Origin of the sequence: Pseudomonas sp. SB113, assembly GCF_040754745.1 — a bacterium.
Lineage (GTDB): Bacteria > Pseudomonadota > Gammaproteobacteria > Pseudomonadales > Pseudomonadaceae > Aquipseudomonas > Aquipseudomonas grimontii.
In genome coordinates this window covers 22,447-46,530 of the sequence record NZ_JBFMHW010000002.1, presented here as the reverse complement: position 1 = coordinate 46,530, position 24,084 = coordinate 22,447, and the positions used below count along the sequence as shown (strand labels likewise).

Annotated in this window: 24 protein-coding genes; 11 read left to right on the top strand and 13 right to left on the bottom strand. The window is 60.3% G+C overall.

The genetic code is table 11. From position 1 onward, the window contains the following. Positions 1 to 156 precede the first annotated feature (156 nt). Entirely contained in the window at positions 157 to 591 is a 435-nt protein-coding gene (locus AB1462_RS03050; protein WP_024072902.1) for a YkgJ family cysteine cluster protein, read from the top strand. A gap of 186 nt (positions 592 to 777) precedes the next feature. Here the strand turns inward: AB1462_RS03050 and typA are convergent, their stop codons facing one another. Then, on the bottom strand, positions 778 to 2,598 hold the full coding sequence (gene typA / locus AB1462_RS03045) for a translational GTPase TypA (protein WP_090401021.1): 1,821 nt from the start codon (positions 2,596 to 2,598) through the stop codon (positions 778 to 780). 139 nt (positions 2,599 to 2,737) lie between these two features. Continuing rightward, the gene (gene thiI / locus AB1462_RS03040; protein WP_090401022.1) at positions 2,738 to 4,192 is read right to left on the bottom strand and encodes a tRNA uracil 4-sulfurtransferase ThiI; all 1,455 of its coding nucleotides are present in this window, start codon (positions 4,190 to 4,192) and stop codon (positions 2,738 to 2,740) included. Positions 4,193 to 4,526: 334 nt separating this feature from the next. Between thiI and glnA the strand changes: the two genes are divergently transcribed. The 5 genes from glnA to ntrC all read left to right on the top strand — a co-directional run bounded on the left by glnA (position 4,527) and on the right by ntrC (position 9,928). Beyond that, positions 4,527 to 5,933 (top strand): glutamate--ammonia ligase, encoded by a 1,407-nt coding sequence (gene glnA, locus AB1462_RS03035; RefSeq protein WP_090401023.1) that lies wholly within the window; start codon positions 4,527 to 4,529, stop codon positions 5,931 to 5,933. Positions 5,934 to 6,048: 115 nt separating this feature from the next. Further along, positions 6,049 to 6,588, top strand: coding sequence for a chorismate mutase (locus AB1462_RS03030; RefSeq protein WP_259193470.1), 540 nt, complete (start codon positions 6,049 to 6,051; stop codon positions 6,586 to 6,588). A gap of 99 nt (positions 6,589 to 6,687) precedes the next feature. After that, on the top strand, positions 6,688 to 7,113 hold the full coding sequence (locus AB1462_RS03025) for a cupin domain-containing protein (RefSeq protein ID WP_090401025.1): 426 nt from the start codon (positions 6,688 to 6,690) through the stop codon (positions 7,111 to 7,113). Between the two features lie 296 nt (positions 7,114 to 7,409). Then, on the top strand, positions 7,410 to 8,495 hold the full coding sequence (gene glnL / locus AB1462_RS03020) for a nitrogen regulation protein NR(II) (protein ID WP_024072896.1): 1,086 nt from the start codon (positions 7,410 to 7,412) through the stop codon (positions 8,493 to 8,495). Further along, on the top strand, positions 8,492 to 9,928 hold the full coding sequence (gene ntrC / locus AB1462_RS03015) for a nitrogen regulation protein NR(I) (RefSeq protein WP_027605069.1): 1,437 nt from the start codon (positions 8,492 to 8,494) through the stop codon (positions 9,926 to 9,928). Before glnL ends, ntrC begins: the two co-directional genes overlap by 4 nt. Before the next feature lie 616 nt (positions 9,929 to 10,544). Here ntrC and AB1462_RS03010 read toward each other — a convergent pair. Then, positions 10,545 to 10,985 (bottom strand): hypothetical protein, encoded by a 441-nt coding sequence (locus tag AB1462_RS03010; RefSeq protein WP_090401026.1) that lies wholly within the window; start codon positions 10,983 to 10,985, stop codon positions 10,545 to 10,547. Here AB1462_RS03010 and AB1462_RS03005 point away from each other — a divergent pair. Continuing rightward, positions 10,984 to 11,439, top strand: coding sequence for a tRNA (cytidine(34)-2'-O)-methyltransferase (locus AB1462_RS03005; RefSeq protein ID WP_046070509.1), 456 nt, complete (start codon positions 10,984 to 10,986; stop codon positions 11,437 to 11,439). The two genes, AB1462_RS03010 and AB1462_RS03005, sit on opposite strands and share 2 nt — an antisense overlap. A 126-nt stretch (positions 11,440 to 11,565) precedes the next feature. On the opposite strand, the gene secB is transcribed toward AB1462_RS03005, so the two are convergent. From secB to AB1462_RS02990, 3 genes are read right to left on the bottom strand one after another with little or no spacing between them, the layout of a single operon-like run. Then, a complete protein-coding gene (gene secB / locus AB1462_RS03000) occupies positions 11,566 to 12,045 on the bottom strand; it encodes a protein-export chaperone SecB (RefSeq protein ID WP_090401027.1) in 480 nt (159 codons plus the stop codon). A gap of 41 nt (positions 12,046 to 12,086) precedes the next feature. Further along, entirely contained in the window at positions 12,087 to 12,341 is a 255-nt protein-coding gene (gene grxC / locus AB1462_RS02995) for a glutaredoxin 3 (RefSeq protein WP_033896917.1), read from the bottom strand. 1 nt (position 12,342) lies between these two features. After that, positions 12,343 to 12,756: a rhodanese-like domain-containing protein gene (locus AB1462_RS02990; RefSeq protein WP_090401028.1), complete on the bottom strand. Its 414-nt coding sequence runs from the start codon at positions 12,754 to 12,756 to the stop codon at positions 12,343 to 12,345. A gap of 151 nt (positions 12,757 to 12,907) precedes the next feature. On the opposite strand from AB1462_RS02990, the gene gpmI reads away from it, so the two are divergent. The 4 genes from gpmI to AB1462_RS02970 all read left to right on the top strand — a co-directional run bounded on the left by gpmI (position 12,908) and on the right by AB1462_RS02970 (position 18,132). Then, positions 12,908 to 14,434, top strand: coding sequence for a 2,3-bisphosphoglycerate-independent phosphoglycerate mutase (gene gpmI, locus AB1462_RS02985; RefSeq protein WP_090401029.1), 1,527 nt, complete (start codon positions 12,908 to 12,910; stop codon positions 14,432 to 14,434). Positions 14,435 to 14,696: 262 nt separating this feature from the next. Continuing rightward, the gene (locus tag AB1462_RS02980; RefSeq protein WP_074848448.1) at positions 14,697 to 15,992 is read left to right on the top strand and encodes a murein hydrolase activator EnvC; all 1,296 of its coding nucleotides are present in this window, start codon (positions 14,697 to 14,699) and stop codon (positions 15,990 to 15,992) included. Between the two features lie 30 nt (positions 15,993 to 16,022). Then, positions 16,023 to 17,351: a S41 family peptidase gene (locus tag AB1462_RS02975; RefSeq protein ID WP_259193476.1), complete on the top strand. Its 1,329-nt coding sequence runs from the start codon at positions 16,023 to 16,025 to the stop codon at positions 17,349 to 17,351. Between the two features lies 1 nt (position 17,352). Further along, positions 17,353 to 18,132 (top strand): divergent polysaccharide deacetylase family protein, encoded by a 780-nt coding sequence (locus AB1462_RS02970; protein WP_259193477.1) that lies wholly within the window; start codon positions 17,353 to 17,355, stop codon positions 18,130 to 18,132. Here AB1462_RS02970 and AB1462_RS02965 read toward each other — a convergent pair. The 7 genes from AB1462_RS02965 to AB1462_RS02935 all read right to left on the bottom strand — a co-directional run bounded on the left by AB1462_RS02965 (position 18,123) and on the right by AB1462_RS02935 (position 23,876). Then, positions 18,123 to 18,878, bottom strand: a complete 756-nt coding sequence (locus AB1462_RS02965) for an ABC transporter substrate-binding protein (RefSeq protein WP_315335898.1) — start codon at positions 18,876 to 18,878, stop codon at positions 18,123 to 18,125. The two genes, AB1462_RS02970 and AB1462_RS02965, sit on opposite strands and share 10 nt — an antisense overlap. 66 nt (positions 18,879 to 18,944) lie before the next feature. Beyond that, on the bottom strand, positions 18,945 to 19,715 hold the full coding sequence (gene hisF / locus AB1462_RS02960; RefSeq protein WP_003171107.1) for an imidazole glycerol phosphate synthase subunit HisF: 771 nt from the start codon (positions 19,713 to 19,715) through the stop codon (positions 18,945 to 18,947). A 9-nt stretch (positions 19,716 to 19,724) separates the two neighbouring features. After that, complete coding sequence (gene hisA, locus AB1462_RS02955; protein ID WP_057010603.1) at positions 19,725 to 20,462, bottom strand: 1-(5-phosphoribosyl)-5-[(5-phosphoribosylamino)methylideneamino]imidazole-4-carboxamide isomerase; 738 nt, start codon at positions 20,460 to 20,462, stop codon at positions 19,725 to 19,727. A gap of 90 nt (positions 20,463 to 20,552) precedes the next feature. After that, on the bottom strand, positions 20,553 to 20,813 hold the full coding sequence (locus AB1462_RS02950) for a DUF2164 domain-containing protein (protein ID WP_367246133.1): 261 nt from the start codon (positions 20,811 to 20,813) through the stop codon (positions 20,553 to 20,555). Next, positions 20,814 to 21,452: an imidazole glycerol phosphate synthase subunit HisH gene (hisH, locus tag AB1462_RS02945; RefSeq protein WP_367246131.1), complete on the bottom strand. Its 639-nt coding sequence runs from the start codon at positions 21,450 to 21,452 to the stop codon at positions 20,814 to 20,816. Then, positions 21,452 to 22,045, bottom strand: a complete 594-nt coding sequence (hisB, locus tag AB1462_RS02940; RefSeq protein WP_003218037.1) for an imidazoleglycerol-phosphate dehydratase HisB — start codon at positions 22,043 to 22,045, stop codon at positions 21,452 to 21,454. The genes hisH and hisB overlap by 1 nt, the downstream gene beginning before the upstream one ends. 169 nt (positions 22,046 to 22,214) lie before the next feature. Beyond that, positions 22,215 to 23,876, bottom strand: coding sequence for an OFA family MFS transporter (locus tag AB1462_RS02935; RefSeq protein WP_090401035.1), 1,662 nt, complete (start codon positions 23,874 to 23,876; stop codon positions 22,215 to 22,217). Positions 23,877 to 24,084 lie beyond the last annotated feature (208 nt).

Sequence of the window (24,084 nt, the reverse complement as noted above, 5' to 3'; positions counted from 1 at the left end):
TTTAACTCATTCACCTTTACAGGCATTTGATGCAGGGGTCGTGCCCGATCGGCCCATGTGCACGCCTTTGAGCTGAAATCCGCAAAATATTGTTCAAAAAACCACCAATCCCGGTATGATCGCGCGCCCGGATACAGCCCCACCTTTGGAACCCTGATGAAGCCTCAACTGATCGCCGCCGCGGAACTCGACCGTCTCGAGACTTGGCAGAAATACTCCGCCCACATGTGCGGCGGCTGCGTGTCCAGCTGCTGCACGCTGCCGGTTGAGGTGAAGATCAAGGACCTGATCCGCATTGGCATCGTCGATGAGTTCGAGCGCGGCGACCCGCCGAAGAACATCGCCAAGCGGTTGCAGAAGGAAGGCATCGTCGAGCGCTACAACAACAAATCCGAGATTTTTACCCTGCAGCGCATGAGCAACAACGATTGCCTGTACCTGGATCGTAAGACGCGCTTCTGCACTATTTATGACAAGCGCCCGGATACCTGCCGCAACCACCCGAAAATCGGGCCGCGCCCGGGGTATTGCGCGTACAAGCCGAAAGAAGTGGTGCGCGAGACCAAGTTTAAGACGCTCGACAAGTTCTGATCCGGGTTTTGTGGGGCTCTCAAGGGCCCCATCGGGGGCAAGCCCCCTCCCACATTGGAATGCATTTCAAATATGGGAGGGGGCTTGCCCCCGATGAGGCCGGTAAAGCCACCACCAAACCTGCAGACATAAAAAAACGCCCCCGGCCTTTCGACCGGGGGCGTTTTTCATTCAGCCTGAGTTAACTCAGTTCTTGGATTTCTTGGCAGCGCGGGTACGCTCGCCTTCGTCCAGGATCTTCTTACGCAGGCGGATCGACTTAGGCGTCACTTCGCACAGCTCGTCGTCCTGGATGAATTCCAGGGCCTGTTCCAGGGTGAAGCGAACAGGTGGAACCAGAGCGATGGTTTCGTCTTTACCCGAAGCACGCATGTTGTCGAGCTTCTTGCCTTTGGTTGGGTTGACGCCCATGTCGTTGTCACGGCTGTTCAGGCCAACGATCTGACCGTTGTAGATCTCTTGACCGTGTTCAACGAACAGCTTGCCACGCGCCTGGAGGGTTTCCAGGGAGTAGGTCAGTGCCTTGCCGGTTTCTACCGATACCAGAACACCGTTCTGACGACCGGACATGTCGCCGGACTTCATGGTGTCGTAGCGATCGAAGATCGAGGTCAGGATGCCAGCGCCGTTGGTCAGGGTCAGGAACTGGTTACGGAAACCGATCAGACCACGAGCAGGGATGTTGTATTCCAGACGCACACGGCCTTTGCCATCCGGCACCATGTTGGTCAGGTCGCCCTTACGCAGGCCCATCTCTTCCATGACCTTGCCCTGGGATTCTTCAGGGGTGTCGATGGTGACGTTTTCGAACGGTTCCTGCTTCACGCCGTCAACAGTACGGATGATCACTTCAGGACGACCAACGCCCATTTCGAAGCCTTCGCGACGCATGGTTTCGATCAGTACAGAGAGGTGCAGCTCACCACGGCCGGAAACCTTGAATTTGTCAGCCGAGTCGCCTTCTTCAACGCGCAGTGCAACGTTGTACAGCAGCTCTTTGTCCAGACGTTCCTTGATGTTACGGGAAGTCACGAACTTGCCTTCTTTACCGCAGAAAGGCGAGTCGTTTACCTGGAAGGTCATGGAAACGGTTGGCTCGTCAACGGTCAGAGGCTTCATCGCCTCGACAGTGTCCGGCTGGCACAGGGTGTCGGAGATGAACAGCGAGTCCATACCGCTGACGCACACGATGTCGCCGGCGAAGGCTTCTTCAACGTCGATACGGTGCAGGCCGTGGTGACCCATCAGCTTCAGGATACGACCGTTACGCTTCTTGCCGTCGGCGCCGATAGCGACAACCGGGGTGTTCGGCTTGACGCTACCACGGGCGATACGGCCAACGCCGATAACACCCAGGAAGCTGTTGTAGTCCAGTGCCGAGATTTGCATCTGGAACGGACCGTCACGGTCAACCTTCGGTGGTGGAACGTGGTCAACGATCGCCTGGTACAGCGGGGTCATGTCTTCCGCCATGGCGGTGTGTTCCAGACCGGCAATACCGTTCAGGGCCGATGCGTAGATCACTTGGAAATCAAGTTGCTCTTCGGTGGCGCCCAGGTTGTCGAACAGGTCGAAGATCTGGTCCAGAACCCAGTCCGGACGTGCGCCTGGACGGTCAACCTTGTTGATGCACACGATCGGACGCAGGCCGGCTTCGAAAGCCTTCTTGGTCACGAAACGGGTTTGCGGCATAGGGCCGTCTTGAGCGTCAACCAGCAGCAGAACGGAGTCAACCATCGACATTACGCGTTCTACTTCGCCGCCGAAGTCGGCGTGGCCCGGGGTGTCCACGATGTTGATGTGGTAGCCGTTCCAGTTGATAGCGGTGTTTTTTGCCAGGATGGTAATACCGCGCTCTTTTTCCTGGTCGTTGGAGTCCATCACGCGCTCGTCGTTGAGCTCGTTGCGCTCCAGGGTGCCGGATTGACGCAGGAGTTTGTCTACCAGGGTGGTTTTACCATGGTCAACGTGAGCAATGATGGCGATGTTACGTAGATTTTCGATCACTTGTGTATCTCGATCAGAGGATTCGGTGTGCTGACAGGTCGTGGCAGCGATTAACAGTAGAGTCAGGCCTTGCCGTTACAGCTTGACGGCAGAGTCGGGGGGCCGGTGACGCAGGCCACAGGCAAACAGCCCCGGGCTCTTAGCTCGGTCGATAAACGCGCACATTGGCATGCCCCTCACTGAGCAAATGGTGGGCATGCAGGCGACTCATCACGCCTTTGTCGCAATACAGCAGGTACTGACGGCTGTTATCCAGTTCCTTGAAACGCGCGTTCAATGCATAGAACGGCAGCGTTTGTACGTCGATGCCGGCGACTTCCAGCGGCTCATCTTCAGCGGCATCCGGGTGACGGATGTCGATGACGATTTGTCCGGCCAGGGCTTCGCCAACTTCTTCGATCTGCACATCCTGGCCCAACTCGTCGATAACACGATCGATCGGGACCAGCTTGGCGTTCTGGAGCGCACGCTCCAGAACCGCCATGTCAAACTGTTGTTCTTCGTACTCCACGCGGTTGCGCTTGGCGTGGGTCTTGGGGTTCACCGAAATGACCCCGCAGTATTCAGGCATGTGCCTGGCAAAGTCGGCGGTGCCGATTTCTTCTGCCAAGTCGATGATGTCCTGCTTGTGGCTGGCGATCAGCGGGCGCAGTACCAGCTTTTCAGTCACGCAGTCGATCAGTGACAGGTTCGGCAGCGTCTGGCTGGAAACCTGGGAAATCGCTTCGCCGGTCACCAGCGCGTCGATCTGCAACTGATCGGCGATTTGGGACGCAGCGCGCAACATCATACGCTTCAATACTACGCCCATATGACTGTTATCGACTTTACCGAGAATTTCGCCCAGCACTTCCTCGAACGGTACGCTCACAAATAACACGCGCTGGGAGCTGCCGTACTTCTTCCAGATAAAGTGCGCAACTTCCATCACGCCCAATTCGTGTGCACGCCCGCCCAGGTTAAAGAAGCAGAAGTGGCTCATCAGGCCGCGGCGCATGATCTGGTAGGCCGCCACCGTGGAATCGAAACCGCCGGACATGAGGACCAGGGTCTGTTCCAGGGCGCCCAGCGGGTAGCCACCGATGCTGTCGTGCTGGCTGTGAATCACAAACAACCGTTGGTCGCGAATTTCCATGCGCACTTCAATTTGCGGCGCCTTGAGGGAAATTCCGGCGGCGCCGCACTCGCGACGCAGCTTGCTGCCAACGTATTTCTCGACGTCCATGGAGCTGAACGGGTGCTTGCCGGCACGCTTGCAGCGCACCGAAAAAATCTTGCCTTCAAGGCTGTCGCCGAAGTGCCGTTTGCATTTTTCGGTGATGTCGTCGAAGTCGCCCAGCGGGTACTCATCCACCTGCAGGAAATGCGCGATACCCGGCATGCAGCTCAGGCGCTCGGTCATGTCCTTCAAGGCTTTGGCGTCGGTCAGGCGGGTTTCCAGCTCGAGGTTGTCCCACACACCATTCACCACCACAGCCGGGTCCAGATCGCGGAGCACGGCACGGATGTTCTTGGCCAACTGACGGATGAAACGCATCCGTACCGGTCGGCTCTTGATGGTGATCTCGGGGAAGACTTTAACGATTAATTTCATGGAAACAGCGCGCGCAGGGCCTGCCGAAAAAGGGGGGCGCGGATTATAGCGGAAATCGCTCAAGGTTTAACCAGTTAATATGCACAACACTTGACGCGCACTAAAGAGGTGCATTTACAACTCATTTCGCCACATTGCAGTGCACTGATTTTGGGCTTTTGTCGCAATGTTCCTTTTATAGGGCGTTTTTGGAGCAAAAAACCCATGTTGGCGCACTGGCATGCAATTTGCTCTCTTGTGAGGCAGGTTGCCATGGCGGACTATCCGCGCCGGCATCACCCACATTCTAAGGGCTAACTCCACTACCCCAGCCCGAAGCCACCCGGAGGACACTATGTCGAAGTCGGTTCAACTCATCAAAGATCATGACGTTAAATGGATTGATCTGCGCTTCACGGACACCAAAGGCACTCAGCACCACGTGACCATGCCGGCTCGCGACGCGCTGGATGATGCTTTCTTCGAAGAAGGCAAAATGTTCGACGGTTCCTCCATCGCTGGCTGGAAAGGCATCGAAGCCTCCGACATGATCCTGATGCCGGACGACAGCACTGCCGTCCTCGACCCGTTCACCGAAGACCCAACCCTGATCATCGTCTGCGACGTGATCGAGCCTTCGACCATGCAAGGCTACGACCGCGACCCACGTGCGATCGCCAAGCGTGCCGAGGAATACCTGAAGTCGACCGGTATCGGTGACACCGTATTCGTAGGCCCGGAACCAGAATTCTTCATCTTCGATTCGGTCAAGTTCAAGTCCGACATCTCCGGCTCCATGTTCAAGATCTTCTCCGAACAAGGTTCGTGGATGTCCGACCAGGACGTGGAAGGCGGCAACAAAGGCCACCGTCCAGGCATCAAAGGCGGCTACTTCCCAGTTCCGCCGTTCGACCACGACCACGAAATCCGTACCTCCATGTGCAACGCCATGGAAGAAATGGGCCTGGTCATCGAAGTTCACCACCATGAAGTGGCGACTGCCGGCCAGAACGAAATCGGTGTGAAATTCAACACCCTGGTTGCCAAGGCTGACGAAGTCCAGACCCTGAAGTACTGCGTACACAACGTGGCTGATGCCTACGGCCGTACCGCTACCTTCATGCCTAAGCCGCTGTACGGCGATAACGGTTCGGGTATGCACGTTCACCTGTCCATCGCCAAAGATGGCAAGAACACCTTCGCTGGCGAAGGTTATGCCGGCCTGTCCGATACCGCCCTGTACTTCATCGGCGGCATCATCAAGCACGGTAAGGCCCTGAACGGCTTCACCAACCCGTCGACCAACTCCTACAAGCGTCTGGTCCCAGGCTTCGAAGCTCCGGTAATGCTGGCCTACTCGGCTCGCAACCGTTCCGCCTCGATCCGTATTCCTTACGTGTCCAGCCCACGCGCTCGCCGTATCGAAGCTCGCTTCCCGGACCCGGCAGCCAACCCATACCTGGCCTTCGCTGCACTGGTCATGGCCGGCCTGGACGGTATCCAGAACAAGATCCACCCTGGCGACGCCGCCGACAAAAACTTGTACGACCTGCCGCCTGAAGAGGCCAAAGAGATCCCACAGGTGTGCGGCAGCCTGAAAGAAGCCCTGGAAGAGCTGGACAAGGGCCGTGCGTTCCTGACCAAAGGCGGCGTATTCAGCGACGACTTCATCGATGCCTACATCGAGCTGAAAAGCGAAGAAGAAATCAAAGTACGCACCTTCGTACACCCACTGGAATACGAGCTGTACTACAGCTGCTGATCCGGTAGCGCTGCTTGACGCAGCGTGATTAAAAAGGCCTCCTTCGGGAGGTCTTTTTTTGCCCGAAGATCACGCATATACCGATCTACAACCCCCTCCCACAAGGAGATCTGCGTTGAAATATAGAATTGCATTCACCCTACTCTTCGTCAGCGCCTGCGCATCCGCCGCACCACCCTCTCTTGAACCGCTGCTCAATAGCATCGCCGAACGCCTGGCCATCGCCGATCAGGTAGCCCTGAGCAAATGGGACAGCAAAAAACCCGTAGAAGATAAGAAGCGCGAACAAGAGGTGATCGCCAGCGTTGTCGCCCAGGCGCCGAGCTACAAACTGGCCCCCGCCGCCGCCGAGCAATTTTTCTCGGCACAGATCGAGGCAAACAAGCTGGTGCAGTACACCCACCTGTCCGACTGGCAGTTCCAGGGCAAGGCACCCGACGATCCGCGCCCGGACCTGGTGAAGCAGATTCGCCCGCAGCTGGATCAATTGCAAAAACACCTACTGCAACAACTGGCGGACTTCACCCCGCAACGTACCGACCCGCAGTGCCCTCACTGGCTGGCCGAAGCAGTGCATGAGCCGCTGAACGACCCGCTGCGGCAACTGGCAATGATCCGCGCTACGGCCGAGCTGTGTATCCGCACAGGCGAATAACGGATGACACCCACAGCATTTTAGGCACCTTCCGGCATCCCTCCCCGAACAGCGATCGTAGCCTGACCGGCCACTCAGCGAACGGGATGAAACCAAACCATGGAAGCCCTCAAATGCTTGATCGCGACAGCGGCCTGCCTGTCTGTCCTAGGCTGCAGCAGCCAGCCGAAAGACGTCGTGCAAATCGACAAGGAAATCCTGCTGCAGAGCAGCGCATCATGGGACGGAACACCTTACAAGGCTTACCCCTCCGGCCCGCCGGAACTCACGCTGTTGCGACTCAAGATCCCCGCGAATACGCAGTTACCCTGGCACAGCCACCCCATGCCGAACGCAGCGTATATCCTCTCGGGCGAGCTGATCGTTGAAGCCCGTAAAGGCGGGCAAGTCATCACCCTGACACAAGGGCAAACCCTGGCCGAGATGGTAAGCACAGTCCATCGCGGCAGAACCGGAAGCACACCGGTGGAGCTGCTGGTCTTTTACGCCGGCAGCGCGGGCATGCCACTCTCCCAGCCACATTGATAAAGCCCCACCACTGAGATCGCTCTTGCACAGCCGCCGAGAGCGATCTCTCATCACTTCCTGAACAACCTTCACAAAACCGCACTATATTGGTGCGACTACCTGCACCCTTCCCACTGGCTCACCCCATTTTGGTTCGAAACTTCCCGACCAAGCTGGCAGAACGCCACAGTTTCGCGCCTTAAACCCCTATTTCAGGGGATTAACGCTTCTTTTCGGAGCCTTGGTTTGGTTTTTGCATTTTCCTTGTATCAGCGCGTGCCTCAAGCCCGCGCCTTGCTCCAAAAGAGGTCCCGATGACCATCAGCGATGCACTGCACCGTTTGTTACTCGACAACCTGACTACCGCGACCATCCTGCTCAATGACGACCTGCGCCTTGAGTACATGAACCCGGCGGCGGAGATGCTCCTGGCCATCAGCGGCCAGCGCAGCCATGGGCAGTTCATCAGCGAATTGTTCACCGAGTCGGCCGAGGCCTTGAGTTCATTACGCCAGGCGGTGGAGCAGGCACATCCGTTCACCAAGCGTGAAGCGATGCTCACGGCACTGACCGGCCAGACGCTGACCGTCGACTACGCCGTAACCCCGATCCTGAGCAACGGCGCGACCCTGCTGCTGCTCGAAGTGCACCCCCGCGACCGCCTGTTGCGCATCACCAAGGAAGAAGCCCAGCTATCCAAGCAGGAGACCAGCAAGATGCTGGTGCGCGGCCTGGCCCATGAGATCAAGAACCCACTGGGCGGCATTCGCGGCGCGGCGCAGTTGCTGGCCCGCGAGCTGCCGGACGAGCACCTCAAGGACTACACCAACGTCATCATCGAAGAGGCTGACCGCCTGCGTAACCTGGTGGACCGCATGCTCGGCTCCAACAAGCTGCCGTCGCTGGCGATGACCAACGTGCACGAAGTACTTGAGCGCGTCTGTCAGTTGGTAGAGGCCGAAAGCCAGGGCTGCATCACCTTGGTGCGCGACTACGACCCAAGCATTCCCGACGTATTGATCGACCGCGAGCAGATGATCCAGGCGGTACTCAATATCGTGCGCAACGCCATGCAGGCCATCAGCAGCCAGAACGAGTTGCGCCTGGGCCGCATCAGCCTGCGCACCCGTGCGCTGCGCCAGTTCACCATCGGCCACGTGCGCCATCGCCTGGTGACCAAGGTCGAGATCATCGACAACGGCCCAGGCATCCCTGCGGAACTTCAGGAAACCATCTTCTTTCCCATGGTCAGCGGCCGCCCGGACGGTACCGGGTTGGGCCTGGCCATTACCCAGAACATCATCAGCCAGCACCAGGGTTTGATCGAATGTGAAAGCCATCCCGGCCACACCACGTTCTCGATCTTTCTGCCTCTGGAACAAGGAGCCCCATCGACATGAGCCGTAGTGAAACTGTGTGGATCGTCGATGACGACCGTTCTATCCGCTGGGTCCTCGAGAAAGCCTTGCAACAGGAAGGCATGACCACCCAGAGCTTCGACAGCGCCGACGGGGTGATGAGCCGCCTGGCGCGTCAGCAGCCCGACGTGATCATCTCCGACATCCGCATGCCCGGCGCCAGTGGCCTGGACCTGCTGGCGCGGATTCGCGAGCAGCACCCGCGCCTGCCGGTGATTATCATGACTGCGCACTCCGACCTGGACAGCGCTGTCGCGTCCTATCAGGGCGGCGCCTTCGAGTACCTGCCCAAGCCATTTGACGTGGACGAGGCCGTGGCGCTGGTCAAGCGCGCCAACCAGCACGCCCAGGAACAGCAGAACCAGGAAGCCCCGCCGACCCTGACCCGCACCCCGGAAATCATCGGTGAAGCGCCGGCGATGCAGGAAGTGTTTCGCGCCATCGGGCGCTTGAGCCATTCCAACATCACCGTGCTGATCAACGGCGAGTCGGGTACCGGTAAAGAGCTGGTGGCGCACGCCCTGCATCGTCACAGCCCGCGGGCGGCCTCGCCGTTTATCGCACTGAACATGGCGGCGATTCCCAAGGATCTGATGGAGTCCGAGCTGTTCGGCCATGAGAAAGGCGCGTTCACCGGTGCGGCCAACCTGCGTCGCGGGCGCTTCGAACAAGCGGACGGCGGCACGCTGTTCCTCGATGAAATCGGCGACATGCCGGCCGACACCCAGACCCGCTTGCTGCGCGTACTGGCGGACGGCGAGTTTTACCGCGTGGGCGGGCACACACCGGTCAAGGTCGATGTGCGCATCATCGCCGCGACTCACCAGAACCTGGAAACCCTGGTGCACGCAGGCAAGTTCCGTGAGGACTTGTTCCACCGTCTCAACGTGATCCGCATCCATATCCCACGGATGTCGGACCGCCGCGAAGATATTCCGACCCTCGCCCGCCACTTCCTCAGCCGCGCCGCCCAGGAACTGGCCGTCGAGCCGAAGCTGCTGAAAAGCGAGACCGAGGAATACCTGAAAAACCTGCCGTGGCCCGGCAACGTGCGCCAGCTGGAGAACACCTGCCGCTGGATCACCGTAATGGCGTCCGGCCGCGAAGTGCACATCGGCGACCTGCCGCCTGAACTGCTGAGCCTGCCGCAGGATTCGGCCCCCGTGACCAACTGGGAGCAGGCCTTGCGCCAATGGGCCGACCAGGCCCTGGCACGCGGCCAGTCGAACCTGTTGGACAGCGCCGTACCGGCCTTCGAGCGGATCATGATCGAAACGGCCCTCAAGCACACCGCCGGCCGCCGTCGCGATGCCGCCGTGTTGCTGGGTTGGGGTCGCAATACCCTGACGCGCAAGATCAAGGAGTTGGGAATGAAGGTGGATGGTGGTGATGACGATGAGGGCGACGACGCCTGATCGCTAATCTACCGAGGTCCAAATGTGGGAGGGGGCTTGCTCCCGATAGCAGTAGGTCAGTCACAACATCTGTGCCTGATACACCGCCATCGGGGGCAAGCCCCCTCCCACATTTGGACCTTCAAAAAGCTTCAGGATCGTGCACCGCTTCAATGCACCATGAACCGGCATCGGGCATGGATCCAATGCCTGGAACCTCAGCTGCGCTGAAAAAAACCTGAAAGCTGAAAACACCAAAGCTCCGTATTCCGGGGCTTTGCGCTTTCTGAAGAAATTTTTTGGCACAACTTAGCCACTCTGGCACGCGCCCTGCAATAACCCCAGTACAACCCAGTTTCGGGGACCTTGGTACAGGCAGGCCGAGAATCCCCTCTTTACACCCGGGGTGCTTGATGCGAACCGCGTCGCGCTCCACACCGCTTTCGGGAACCTCGGTACAGGCAGGCCGAGGACTCCCTCTTTAACACCGAAGCCTCTGGCTTCACCCCGTTTTGGGAGCCCTGGTACAGGCAGGCCGGGAACTCCCTTCTTTACACCCGGGGCTTATGTGGCTCAGCGCCCATAGCTCCAGCCCGTTTTGGGGACCTTGGTACAGGCAGGCCGGGGATTCCCTCTTTTATTGCTCTTGGAGATGGATCTCCAGCCGCCAGCGGTCATCGACCTCCTCGCCCTTCCACTCCCCGCGCAACGGCCGAGCCGCCACCAGGTTCAGCAGCAAGCCCGCATCGGTCTTGCGCACGCGCCAGTTCACATCCTTGTCGTTGACCTTGAGTTGCCCACTGGCGGCCTTGCCTTGCGCGTCGAACAACAGCGCCACGGTGCCGTCGATGTGCTCGCCGTGCAGCTTGGGTTCGCTGTTGAACCACACCACCACACCGTCTACCGCCGTCTCTATCTGCTGCAACTCGACAGGGTCAGGGGTGGTCAGGCGGCCGATCATCAGGCCCACCATCAGGCCGACAATCGCCAATGAGCCCATGACCCTCGGCATTAGCTTCGGCCTTGGGTCTTCTTCAGGGGTAGAATGCAGCGCATCTTTGCCTTCGGAGCCGTGCATGTTTCACGTCATCCTTTTTCAACCAGAAATTCCGCCGAATACCGGCAACGTTATCAGGCTGTGCGCCAACAGTGGCTGCCACCTGCATTTGATCGAGCCCCTGGGCTTCGACATGGACGACAAACGCCTGCGCCGTGCCGGGCTCGACTACCACGAGTACGCCACCCTCCAGCGCCATGCCGACCTGGCCAGCTGCCTGGAAAGCCTGGGACACCCGCGGCTGTTCGCGTTCACCACCAAGGGGTCGCGACCGTTCCATGATGCCAGCTTTGCCGAAGGCGACGCCTTCCTGTTCGGCCCGGAAAGCCGGGGCCTGCCGGCTGACGTACTCGACGCCCTGCCTGACGGGCATCGCCTGCGCCTGCCGATGCGCGAAGGCTGCCGCAGCCTGAACCTGTCGAACACCGTCGCCGTAGCCGTCTACGAAGGCTGGCGCCAACTCGGTTTCAAGTAACACACATAGCAAATGTGGGAGGGGGCTTGCCCCCGATGGCGGAGTGTCAGTCAACATCTATCTGACTGATCCACCGCTATCGGGAGCAAGCCCCCTCCCACATTGGGTTCTGCGTCGGGTTCGAGATTACTGAACCGTCGGAGTGCCTTCCTGTTGCATGCGCTGCAGCTCTTGAGCATACAGGGCATCGAAATTCACCGGAGCCAGCATCAGCGCAGGGAACGAACCACGGGTGACCAGGCTGTCCAGGGTTTCGCGGGCATACGGGAACAGGATGTTCGGGCAGAACGCACCCAGGGTGTGGCTCATGGACGCTTCGTCCAGGCCCTGGATCAGGAAGATACCGGCCTGTTGCACTTCAGCGATGAAGGCCACTTCTTCGCCATTCTTAACGGTGACCGACAAGGTCAGCACAACTTCGTGGAAGTCGCCTTCCAGTGCCTTTTGACGGGTGTTCAGGTCCAGGGCAACACTTGGGGTCCATTCCTGGCGGAAGATAGCCGGGCTTTTCGGCGCTTCAAACGACAGGTCACGCACATAGATACGCTGCAGCGAAAATTGTGGGCCTTGGGCTTCTGCTGCTTCGGTGTTCTGTTGGTCAGTCATCGCAGATCCTTCTTGATCTTGGGGTCTTTAGGGGTTGGGAGTCAGACAAGCAGCAGCGCATCGAGTTTACCGGCGCGCTCCAGGGCAAACAGGTCGTCGCAACCACCGATGTGCCTGGCGCCGATCCAGATCTGCGGCACGGACGTGCGCCCCGCCTTCTGGGCCATTTCGGCACGCACCTGGGGCTTGCCATCGACCTTGATCTCTTCGAAGGCAACGCCCTTCTTCTCCAGCAAGGCCTTGGCCCGCATGCAGTAAGGGCACCAATCGCTGGAATACACGACGACCTGGCTCATATCACTTCACCAGCGGCAGGTTATCGGCGCGCCAGCTGCTGATGCCACCGGACAGCTTGGCGGCGATGAAGCCGGTCTTGAGCATTTCGCGGGCGTGGGTGCCGGCGTGCTGGCCTTGGGCGTCGACCAGGATGATGGTCTTGGCCTTGTGCTTTTCCAGCTCGGGCAGGCGCGCGATCAGCTTGTCCTGGGGGATGTTCAGGGCACCGACGATGTGGCCGGTGGCAAAATCCTTGGCCGGGCGAATATCCACCACAACGGCCTCGTCCTTGTTGACCAGCGCGGTCAGTTCCGCGGTGCTGAGGCTGCGGCCACCACGGCTCAATTCGTGAGCGATCAGCAGCGCCAGCAAGATGACGAAGGCACCCACGAGCAGATAGTGGGCAGTGGCAAATGCAATCAGGTGATCAACCATCAAGGAGGTTCCAGGGCGTTAAAATGGCGGTAAGTATACACAGCCGTCAGGGGGGGCCAACCCCCGTAAAGCGGTGACGTGGTCGGAACTTCGCTTTAAACTGCCACTCCCTTTTCAATTGCCTTCCTTTATTACCGCCGCGAGAGGATCTATGACTACCACGCCTAAACCTTTGGTCCTGATAATTCTCGATGGCTTCGGACACAGTGAAAGCCACCACGACAACGCCGTGTACGCGGCCAAGAAGCCCGTACTCGACCGTCTGACCGCAACGGTACCCAACGGCCTGATCTCCGGCTCGGGCATGGACGTGGGCCTGCCGGATGGCCAGATGGGCAACTCGGAAGTCGGCCACATGAACCTCGGCGCCGGACGAGTGGTATATCAAGACTTCACCCGCGTGACCAAATCGATTCGCGATGGCGAGTTCTTCGAGAACCCGACCCTCTGCGCAGCGGTAGATAAAGCAGTGGCGGCCGGCAAGGCCGTGCACTTCATGGGCCTGCTGTCCGACGGCGGCGTTCACAGTCACCAGGACCATCTGGTCGCCATGGCCGAGCTGGCCTTCAAGCGCGGCGCCGACAAGATCTACCTGCACGCCTTCCTCGACGGCCGCGACACCCCACCGAAAAGCGCGCAATCCTCCATCGAGCTGCTGGACGCCACCTTCGCCGCCCTGGGCAAGGGCCGCATCGCCAGCCTGGTGGGCCGCTACTTCGCCATGGACCGCGACAACCGTTGGGACCGCGTGTCCCAGGCCTACAACCTGATCGTCGACGGCCAGGCCGAATTCCACGCTGCCACCGCCCAGGAAGGCCTCGAAGCCGCCTACGCCCGTGGCGAGAGCGATGAGTTCGTCAAGGCCACCACCATCGGCGAGCCGGTAAAAGTCGAGGACGGCGACGCCGTGGTGTTCATGAACTTCCGCGCCGACCGTGCCCGCGAGCTGAGCCGTGTGTTTGTCGAGGACGGCTTCAAGGAATTCGAGCGTGCCCGCCAGCCAAAAGTCCAATACGTCGGCCTGACCCAATACGCCGCCAGCATCCCGGCGCCCGCAGCCTTTGCCGCCGGCAGCCTGGACAACGTGCTGGGCGACTATCTGGCGAAAAACGGCAAGACCCAGCTGCGTATTGCCGAAACCGAAAAATACGCCCACGTAACCTTCTTCTTCTCCGGCGGACGTGAAGAACCGTTCCCTGGCGAAGAGCGCATCCTGATCCCTTCGCCAAAAGTCGCCACCTACGACCTGCAGCCGGAAATGAGCGCGCCGGAAGTGACCGACAAGATCGTCGACGCCATCGACCACCAGCGTTACGACGTGATCGTGGTCAACTACGCCAACGGTGACATGGTTGGCCACAGCGGCAACCTGGAAGCTGCGACCAAGGCCGTGGAATGCCTGGACCTGTGCGTCGGCCGCATTGTAGAGGCCCTGGAAAAAGTCGGTGGCGAGGCGCTGATCACCGCCGACCACGGCAACTGCGAGCAGATGTCCGACGAATCCACCGGCCAGGCCCACACCGCCCACACGACCGAGCCGGTGCCGTTCATCTATGTCGGCAAGCGCGACTTCAAAGTGCGTGATGGCGGCGTGCTGGCGGATGTGGCACCGACCATGCTGATGCTGATGGGGTTGGAGAAGCCGAAAGAAATGACTGGTACCTCAATCCTGGTCTGATCCAAACAACTATGTGGGAGGGGGCTTGCCCCCGATAGCAGTGGATCAGCCAGCACATATTCAGCTGACACATCGCAATCGGGGGCAAGTCGAATCGTCGCACCGCCCCTCCCACATTAGCTTCGCGGTGTTTGGCAGATGTCTTTTTGCCATACCACCGCCACTCGGCACCTATCTTGCGTTCCAGTCCGAATTGGGCGTTTTTTTTGCGGCGCTTGGCGGGCATACTAGGCCGTCCCTTTCCCTGGTGTCGCCCGCCTCTATGCTTCGCGCCTTGATTACCCTTGCTCTTGTCTGCCTGCTCCAACCGGCATTTGCCGATGAGCGCGCACAAACTCAACAACAGTTGGACGCTACGCGTCAGGACATTACCGAGCTGAAAAAACTGCTCGGCAAGCTCCAGGAAGAAAAATCCGGGGTGCAGAAAGACCTGCGCGGCACGGAAACCGAAATGGGCAAGCTGGAGAAGCAGGTCCAGGAGCTGCAAAAAGAACTAAAGAAGAGCGAGTCGGAACTGGAGCGACTCGACGCTGAGAAAAAAAAACTCCAGAGCGCACGCGTTGAACAGCAGCGTTTGATCGCAATCCAGGCCCGCGCCGCCTACCAGAGCGGCCGCCAGGAATACCTCAAGTTGCTGCTCAACCAGCAGAACCCGGAGAAATTCGCGCGCACCCTGACCTACTACGACTACCTGAGCAAGGCCCGCCTGGAGCAACTGAAAAGCTTCAACGAGACCCTGCGCCAGTTGGCCAACGTCGAACAGGAAATCGCCAACCAGCAGTCGCAGCTGGAGGACCAGAAAGCCAGCCTCAGCGCCCAGCGCGACGAGCTGGACAAGGTCCGCAAGGAGCGCCAGCTGGCCCTGGCCAAGCTCAATGACGACGTGAAGGCCCGCGACGCCAAGCTGCAGGCCCGCGAGCAGGACCAGGCCGACCTGGCCAAAGTGCTCAAGACCATCGAAGAAACCCTGGCACGCCAGGCACGCGAGGCCGAAGAGGCGCGACAGAAAGCGCTGATCGCCCAGCAGGAAGCGGAAAAAAAGCGCCAGCGTGAGGCCGAACTGGCAGCCACCACCGATGCCCCGGCGCCGCGCAAACCGGTACATGCCGCCCCTGGCCCGCTGGTTTCCAGTGCCGGCGAGTCGTTCGGCGGCCCTTTTGCTTCAGCCCGCGGCAAACTTCCATGGCCAGTTGATGGTCGACTACTGGCACGCTTTGGCGAAACCCGTGGCGATGACACCCGCGCCAAGTGGGACGGGGTGATGATCAGCGCCTCCGCCGGCAGCCAGGTCCACGCCGTACATGGTGGGCGCGTGGTGTTTGCCGATTGGCTGCGCGGCGCCGGTTTATTGGTGATTCTCGACCACGGTAATGGCTATTTGAGCCTTTATGGCCACAATCAGACGTTACTCAAGTCGGCAGGTGATGTTGTAAAAGCCGGTGAATCCATCTCCACTGTCGGTAACAGTGGCGGCCAGGACACCCCAGCGCTGTACTTCGCTATTCGTCAGCAGGGTCGCCCGAGCGATCCCGCACAATGGTGCCGGTCCCAAGGATAGGGTCGCATCTACATTAGGAGTTCGTTCGACATGCTGCATTTGTCCCGCCTCACTTCGCTGGCCCTGACGATCGCCCTGGTGATCGGCGCGCCTCTGGCTTTTGCCGACCAGGCCGCCCCGGCTGCACCCGCCGCCACGGCCGCGACCTCCGCCGCGACCACTAGGGCGCCGTTGCCGCTGGACGAGCTGCGCACCTTCGCCGAGGTCATGGACCGGATCAAGGCAGCCTATGTCGAACCTGTAGACGACAAGACCCTGCTGGAAAATGCCATCAAGGGCATGCTCAGCAACCTCGATCCGCACTCCGCCTACCTCGGTCCGGAAGATTTCGCCGAACTGCAGGAAAGCACCAGCGGTGAATTCGGCGGCCTGGGCATTGAAGTCGGCGCCGAAGACGGCAATATCAAGGTGGTCTCGCCAATCGATGACACCCCGGCGTCCAAGGCCGGCATCCAGGCCGGTGACTTTATCGTCAAGATCAACGGCCAGCCGACCCGCGGCCAGACCATGACCGAAGCCGTCGACAAGATGCGCGGCAAGATCGGCCAGAAAATCACCCTGACCCTGGTGCGCGACGGCGGCAACCCGTTTGACGTGACACTCACCCGCGCGACCATCGTGGTCAAGAGCGTGAAGAGCCAGTTGCTGGAGTCGGGCTACGGTTACATCCGCATCACCCAATTCCAGGTCAAGACCGGCGACGAAGTGGCCAAGGCCCTGGCCAAGCTGCGCAAGGACAACGGCAAGAAACTCAGCGGCATCGTGCTCGATCTGCGTAACAACCCAGGCGGCGTGCTGCAGTCGGCGGTGGAAGTGGTCGACCACTTCATCACCAAGGGCCTGATCGTCTACACCAAGGGCCGTATCGCTAATTCCGAGCTACGCTTCTCGGCCACCGGCAACGACCTCAGCGAGAACGTGCCATTGGCCGTGCTGATCAACGGCGGCAGCGCCTCGGCCTCGGAAATCGTCGCCGGCGCCCTGCAAGACCAGAAGCGCGGCGTGCTGATGGGCACCACCAGCTTCGGCAAAGGCTCGGTACAAACCGTGTTGCCACTGAACAACGAGCGTGCGCTGAAGATCACCACCGCGTTGTACTACACGCCGAACGGCCGCTCGATCCAGGCCCAGGGCATCGTGCCGGACATCGAAGTGCGCAAGGCCAAGATCACCAACGAAATCGACAGCGAGTACTACAAGGAAGCGGACCTGCAAGGTCACCTGGGCAATGGCAACGGCGGTGCCGACCAGCCAACCGGCAGCAGCAAGAAAGCCAAGCCGATGCCGCAGGACGATGATTACCAGCTGGCCCAGGCGCTAAGCCTGCTCAAGGGCTTGAGCATTACACGCAGCCGTTGATATGCGTGTTGCCCTGATCCTCGCTGCGCTGTGCAGCCTGGCAGGGGTCGCCCAAGCGGCCCCTGCCAGCGAATCCCACAAAGCCTACCTGAGCCTCATCATCGACGACCTCGGGCAAAACCTTACCCGGGATCGTCGCGTGCTGGCCCTGCCTGGGCCGGTGACCACGGCGATCATGCCCGACACGCCCCACGCCGCCGAATTCGCCCGCGAAGCGCACAAGGCCGGCAAGATCGTGATCCTGCACATGCCCATGGACCCGGCCACCGGCCCATTCGCCTGGCACCCCGAGTTGCCCATCGAAGAGCTCGGCAAACGCCTGGACGCTGCCTTCAACGCCGTGCCCTACACCGCCGGTATCAACAACCACATGGGCAGCCGCATGACCGCGCAACCGGCCGCCATGGCCTGGCTGATGGCCGAGCTGCAACGGCGCAACAAATTCTTCGTCGACAGCCGCACCAGCGCGCAGACCGTGGCCGCTGCCGAGGCGCAGAAGATCGGCCTGGCCAGCGTCTCGCGGGATGTGTTCCTCGATGACGAACGCACCGAAGCGGCGATCACCACGCAACTGCAAACCGCGATCAAACTGGCCCACAAACAAGGCTCGGCGGTGATGATCGGCCACCCCTACCCGCAAACCCTGGCAGTGCTGGAGCGCGAACTGCCCAAGCTCAAGGCCCAGGGCATCGAGTGGATTGATATCAAGCTGATGATCAGCGTGCGCAGTAATCAAGCCATGGCTGGGCACGGCAAGAACGGTACCTATCGCTACAAATAGTTCGCCATGATCTGGTCCACAAGCCCTTCCGAGCGCAACTGATCCAACGCCGCCTGCAATTTGGCCACCGCCTCATCGGGCACGTTCTTGTTCAGCGCCAGGTACAACTGGGCACTGTTGAACCGCAGCACGGTCTTGAGCCCCGTCACACCGACCTGACGCGCAAGATAACGCCCGGCCGGGTCGCCCGTGGCCCACAGGTCGATCTGGCCATCCACGAGCTTTTGCGCGTTGTCCTGGTCGCGTAATACCACCACCGGGTTAAGGCCCTGCTTCTCGAGGGTCTCGGCGATGGCATCGCCTTTATAGGCGCCGATCTTGTAGCGCCGCGCCTGCTCAAGGTCGGCAAGCTGGATCTCGCTGTCGGCTTTGGCCAACAGTACCCAATCATCCGGGCCGATGGGGCCGACCCACTTGAACAGCGCTTCACGGTCCGGCAGACGCGCCATCACGAACACGCCATAGCCGGGTTTCTCCAGGGCGAGTTTGTAGATTCGCTCCCAAGGAAAACGCAGGGTGAGATTGTAGGAAATACCAGCACGCTTGAAGGTTTCGCGCACGATGTCCACGGCGATGCCTTCGATGTTCTCGTCCTTGGCAAAGTTCTTACCGTTCTTGGCCATGTTGTAGGGCGGGAAATTTTCCGTCAGCAACACCAGGGAGGCGTCAGACGGCTCTTCGGCGTGTGCCGCACTCACCATAAAGATGGAGGTGCTGGCGAGGGCAAGCAGCAGGGTCTTGAACATGAAGGCTACCGGAATCCATGGCAAGCGCAGAGAGTGCCGCGCGCCTGCCATGGTGTCCAGCAACGTTTAGCGAACGACGATACCGCGCGCCGCCATGTAGGCCTTGGCCTCAGGAACGGTGTATTCGCCAAAGTGAAAAATACTCGCCGCCAGCACCGCGCTGGCATGGCCTTCGATCACGCCGTCGGCCAGGTGTTGCAGGTTACCGACGCCGCCGGAGGCGATCACCGGAATCCCCAGCGCATCGCTGATGGCGCGGGTCACGCCCAGGTCGAAGCCGTTTTTCATGCCGTCCTGGTCCATGCTGGTCAGCAGGATTTCCCCGGCGCCCAGGCCTTCCATCTTCATCGCCCACTCCACCGCGTCCAGGCCGGTCGGCTTGCGACCGCCGTGGGTGAAGATCTCCCAGCGCGGGGTTTCGCCCGGGCCGGAGACTTTCTTGGCGTCGATAGCGACCACGATGCATTGCGAGCCGAAGTGCTGCGCGGCTTCGCCGACGAACTCCGGGTTGAACACCGCTGCGGTGTTGATCGAGACCTTGTCGGCACCGGCATTGAGCAGGTTGCGGATGTCTTGCACGGTGCGCACGCCACCGCCCACGGTCAGCGGGATAAACACCTGGCTGGCCATGCGCTCGACGGTATGCAACGTGGTGTCGCGGCCGTCGACGCTGGCGGTGATGTCGAGAAAGGTAATCTCGTCGGCACCTTGCTCATCGTAGCGGCGAGCGATTTCCACCGGGTCGCCGGCGTCACGGATGTTCTCGAACTTGACGCCCTTGACCACGCGACCGTTGTCGACGTCCAGGCAAGGGATGATGCGTTTGGCCAGCGCCATGGTCAGTCCTCAGCCGTTGTAGGCATCGCAGTAAGCCTGGGCTTCGGCGACGTCCAGGGTACCTTCGTAGATAGCGCGGCCGGTGATGGCGCCGATGATCCCTGGGGCCTTGGCGTCCAGCAGCGACTTGATGTCGCCCAGATTGTGGATACCGCCGGAAGCGATCACCGGGATCCTGGTGGCAGCGGCCAGCGCAGCGGTGAACGGCACGTTGCAGCCCTGCATCATGCCGTCTTTGGCGATGTCGGTATAAACGATGGCGGACACGCCGTCGGCTTCGAACTGCTTGGCCAGGTCGATGACTTGCACGGTGCTGATTTCAGCCCAGCCGTCGGTGGCGACGAAACCGTCTTTAGCGTCCAGGCCCACGATCACTTTGCCAGGGAACGCGCGGCAGGCTTCGGCGACGAAGGCCGGGTCTTTCACGGCCTTGGTGCCGATGATCACGTAGCTCACGCCGGCTTTGACATAGTGCTCAATGGTTTCCAGGGAACGGATACCACCGCCGATCTGGATCGGCAGGTTCGGGTAGCGCCTGGCGATCGCGGTGACCACTTCGCCGTTGACCGGCTGGCCTTCAAAGGCGCCGTTCAAGTCCACCAGATGCAGACGACGGCAGCCCCCTTCCACCCATTTGGCAGCCATGCTCACCGGGTCATCGGAGAACACGGTGGAGTCTTCCATACGGCCTTGGCGCAGACGTACGCAGGCGCCGTCCTTGAGATCGATAGCGGGGATAATTAGCATGCTTTTCCTTCGTCAAAGAGTTGCAAGCTGCAAGCTATAAGCTGCAAGCAAGCACGCGTATCAATTCTTGCAGCTTGGGGCTTGAAGCTTTCAGCTGCTCTTTTCAAGCGACCACAGGTCGCTTTCGATGCTTTCGAACCTTTCTTTAAGGAGCGTCTGCGTATCGAAAATCGCCCTGTTGTAATAATGCGGAGCCACTTCGATGGTGAACAGCTCAAGAATCTCGGCGACTTCGAACGAGCCCAGCTTGAGCTCGAAGCGGTCCTCCATGAAGCGCTTGATCTTGAGGGTAGCCTCACTTTCCTGCTCAGGCGTGAGGGTCAAGATCGGCGGCTTCGGCTTCCTGGCCATTTACCAGCGCCCATCCCAGGCGGCGAAGTTCTGCAACAATTGCAGGCCATGGGTATGGCTCTTCTCCGGGTGGAACTGCACGGCAAAACGCGAACCGTCGGCCAGCGCGGCGGCGAAGTCGACGCCGTAGTGCCCGCCACCCACCACCTGGCGCGGGTTACCGGCGGCGATGTAGTAGCTGTGCACGAAGTAGAAACGCGCCATGTCCGGGATGTCGTGCCACAGCGGGTGATCCACTGCCTGGCTGACCTCGTTCCAACCCATGTGCGGGACTTTCAGGTGGGCGCCGTCTTCGTGCAGGTCCTTGCCGAAGAACTTCACCTGGCCGGGGAACACGCCGATGCAGTCAACGCCGTCGTTCTCTTCACTGCGATCGAGCAAGGCTTGCATGCCCACGCAGATGCCGAGGAACGGGCGATCCTGGCTGACTTCGCGCACCAGGCTGTCAAAGCCCAGGCGGCGAATTTCGGCCATGCAATCGCGAATCGCCCCCACACCGGGGAACACCACGCGGTCGGCTTCGCGAATCACCTTGGCATCGCTGGTGATCAGTACCTTGCCGGCCCCTACGTGCTCGAGGGCCTTGGCCACCGAGTGCAGGTTACCCATGCCGTAGTCGATAACCGCGACCGTCTGCATTACAGGACGCCCTTGGTCGAGGGCATTTGCCCGGCCATGCGGTCATCGAGCTCCACGGCCATGCGCAACGCGCGGCCGAATGCCTTGAACACGGTTTCGATCTGGTGGTGGGTATTGGTGCCGCGCAGGTTGTCGATGTGCAGGCTGACGAGTGCGTGGTTGACGAAGCCCTGGAAGAATTCCTGGAACAGGTCGACGTCGAAGCCGCCCACGGTGGCGCGGGTGTACGGCACGTGCATCTGCAGGCCTGGGCGGCCGGAGAAGTCGATGACCACACGCGACAGCGCTTCGTCCAACGGGACATAGGCGTGGCCGTAGCGACGGATGCCTTTTTTGTCGCCGATGGCCTTGGCAAACGCCTGGCCGAGGGTGATGCCTACGTCTTCCACCGTGTGGTGGTCGTCGATATGCAGGTCGCCCTTGCTGACGATATCCAGGTCGATCAGCCCGTGACGGGCGATCTGGTCCAGCATGTGCTCAAGAAAAGGTACACCGATATCAAATCGGGCCTTTCCGGTGCCATCCAGGTTGATCGAGGCTTTGATCTGGGTTTCCAGAGTGTCGCGCTCGACGGACGCCTTACGTTCGGCCATCACCAGCTCCGCAAAATCATTGGGCGAAAAAGGCAGCCATTATAGGGGCGCGGACGCTAAACAGAAACATCGAAGGGGATAAGACTGACGAGTTGAGGCGGGGAATGTCGGGGATAGACATGTGCATACAAGCGGGCGCTCCAGGATGGTGCGCCCGCTTGCAGTCAACTTAGTGGAACAGTACCGCCGTCTTCTGCAGGGTCACCCACACACCCCAGGCCAACGGAATACCCACTACCAGCCAGGCAGCGATCGCCAACGGCACAGTGCCGGGCGCCGCTTTCCATTCCAGGGAGGTGCTGGCATCAGCCCCTTTGTCATGCCCCAGCGCTTGCTCGGCGGCGAGTTCCGCGTCGGTCATGAAGTACTTGTCGGCCACCGGGCGGACCAGCAGGTTGCAGATAAAGCCCAGTACCAGCAGGCCGGCGAGGATGTACAAGGTGATGTCATAGGCCGCAGCGCGTTCAACGCCGATGCTCAGTTGATATTCACGCAGGTAGTTCACCAACACCGGGCCCAATACGCCCGCGGCGGCCCAAGCGGTCAGCAGGCGACCGTGGATCGCGCCGACCATCTGGGTACCGAACAGGTCGGCCAGGTAGGCCGGGACAGTCGCAAAACCACCGCCGTACATCGACAGGATGATGCAGAACGCCGCGACGAACAGCGCCACGTTGCCCAGGTGCCCCAGGTTCGGGATCAGCGCGTACAGGGCAAAGCCCAGGGCGAAGAACACGAAGTAGGTATTTTTACGGCCCAGGTAGTCGGAGAACGACGCCCAAAAGAACCGGCCACCGATGTTGAACAGGCTCAACAAACCGGTGAAGCCCGCAGCGATGGCAGCAATCGACGCCAATTGCCCGGCGTCCAGCTGGCCAAACGGCACATCAACACCCAGCAGCTTGCCACCGAACACTTCCTGCAGCAGCGGCGAAGCCATGCCGAGGATGCCGATACCCGCCGACACGTTCAGGCACAGCACCAGCCATACCAGACGGAACTGCGGGGTTTTCCAAGCCACGTTCACGTGCACGTGACGGTGGGTGATCATCGCATTGGCGGCTTTTTTCACCGGCGCGGTCCAGCCCTCAGGCTTCCAGCCGGTCGGTGGAACACGGTAGGACAGCGCGCCGCCGATCATGAACACGAAGTAGATCGCGGCCATCACCAGGAAGCTCTGCCATACGCCCACGCTGGTCGGCGAAGCGAAGTGCCCCATCAGCGCAGCTGCCAACGGAGCGCCAACCATTGCGCCGCCGCCGAAGCCCATGATCGCCATGCCGGTGGCCATGCCGCGCTTGTCCGGGAACCACTTGATCAGGGTCGAGACGGGCGAGATATAACCCAGGCCCAGGCCGATACCGCCAATGACCCCGGAGCCGATCCACATCAGCCAGATCTGGTGGGTATAGATACCCAGCGCCGAGATCAGCAGGCCGCCGCACCAGCACAACGCCGAAACAACACCGGCCTTGCGTGGCCCGGCATGTTCCAGCCAGCCGCCCCAGATCGCTGCCGAGCAGCCCAGGAAGATGAAGAACAGGGTGTAGATCCAGCCCAGCATGGAGATGGGCCAGTCGCATTGGGACGAGAAGACTTGCGCGATGAAGCTCATGTCCGGCGCACAAGCAACCGGTTTGGTGATACCCAGCGCCTTGGACAACGGCAACCAGAACACCGAGAAGCCATAGGCCATGCCGATGCACAGGTGGATGGCCAGGGCGGCCGGTGGAACCAGCCAGCGGTTGAACCCGGGCTTGGCGATAATGCGCTCCTTGGACAGGAACGCAGGCTGTGCGGCGGTAGTGCCGGCCACAGTGCTAGTGCTCATTGATGTATCCCCCAGTTATTAGTATGCGTCCGTCAGGCGCTCTCTCCCTCGGCCTTGCACGCAAAGCGTGGCCGTTTTTGTAGAGTGAAGCTCCATTTTGGCGCGACGATAAGTCGCAGAAGGCGAACGAACGGCCGAAGATTAGCATTAGCGGATGACAGAAAAACCAAAATGACATCATCTTTTTGCGATTTTTCGGTTTTATTGG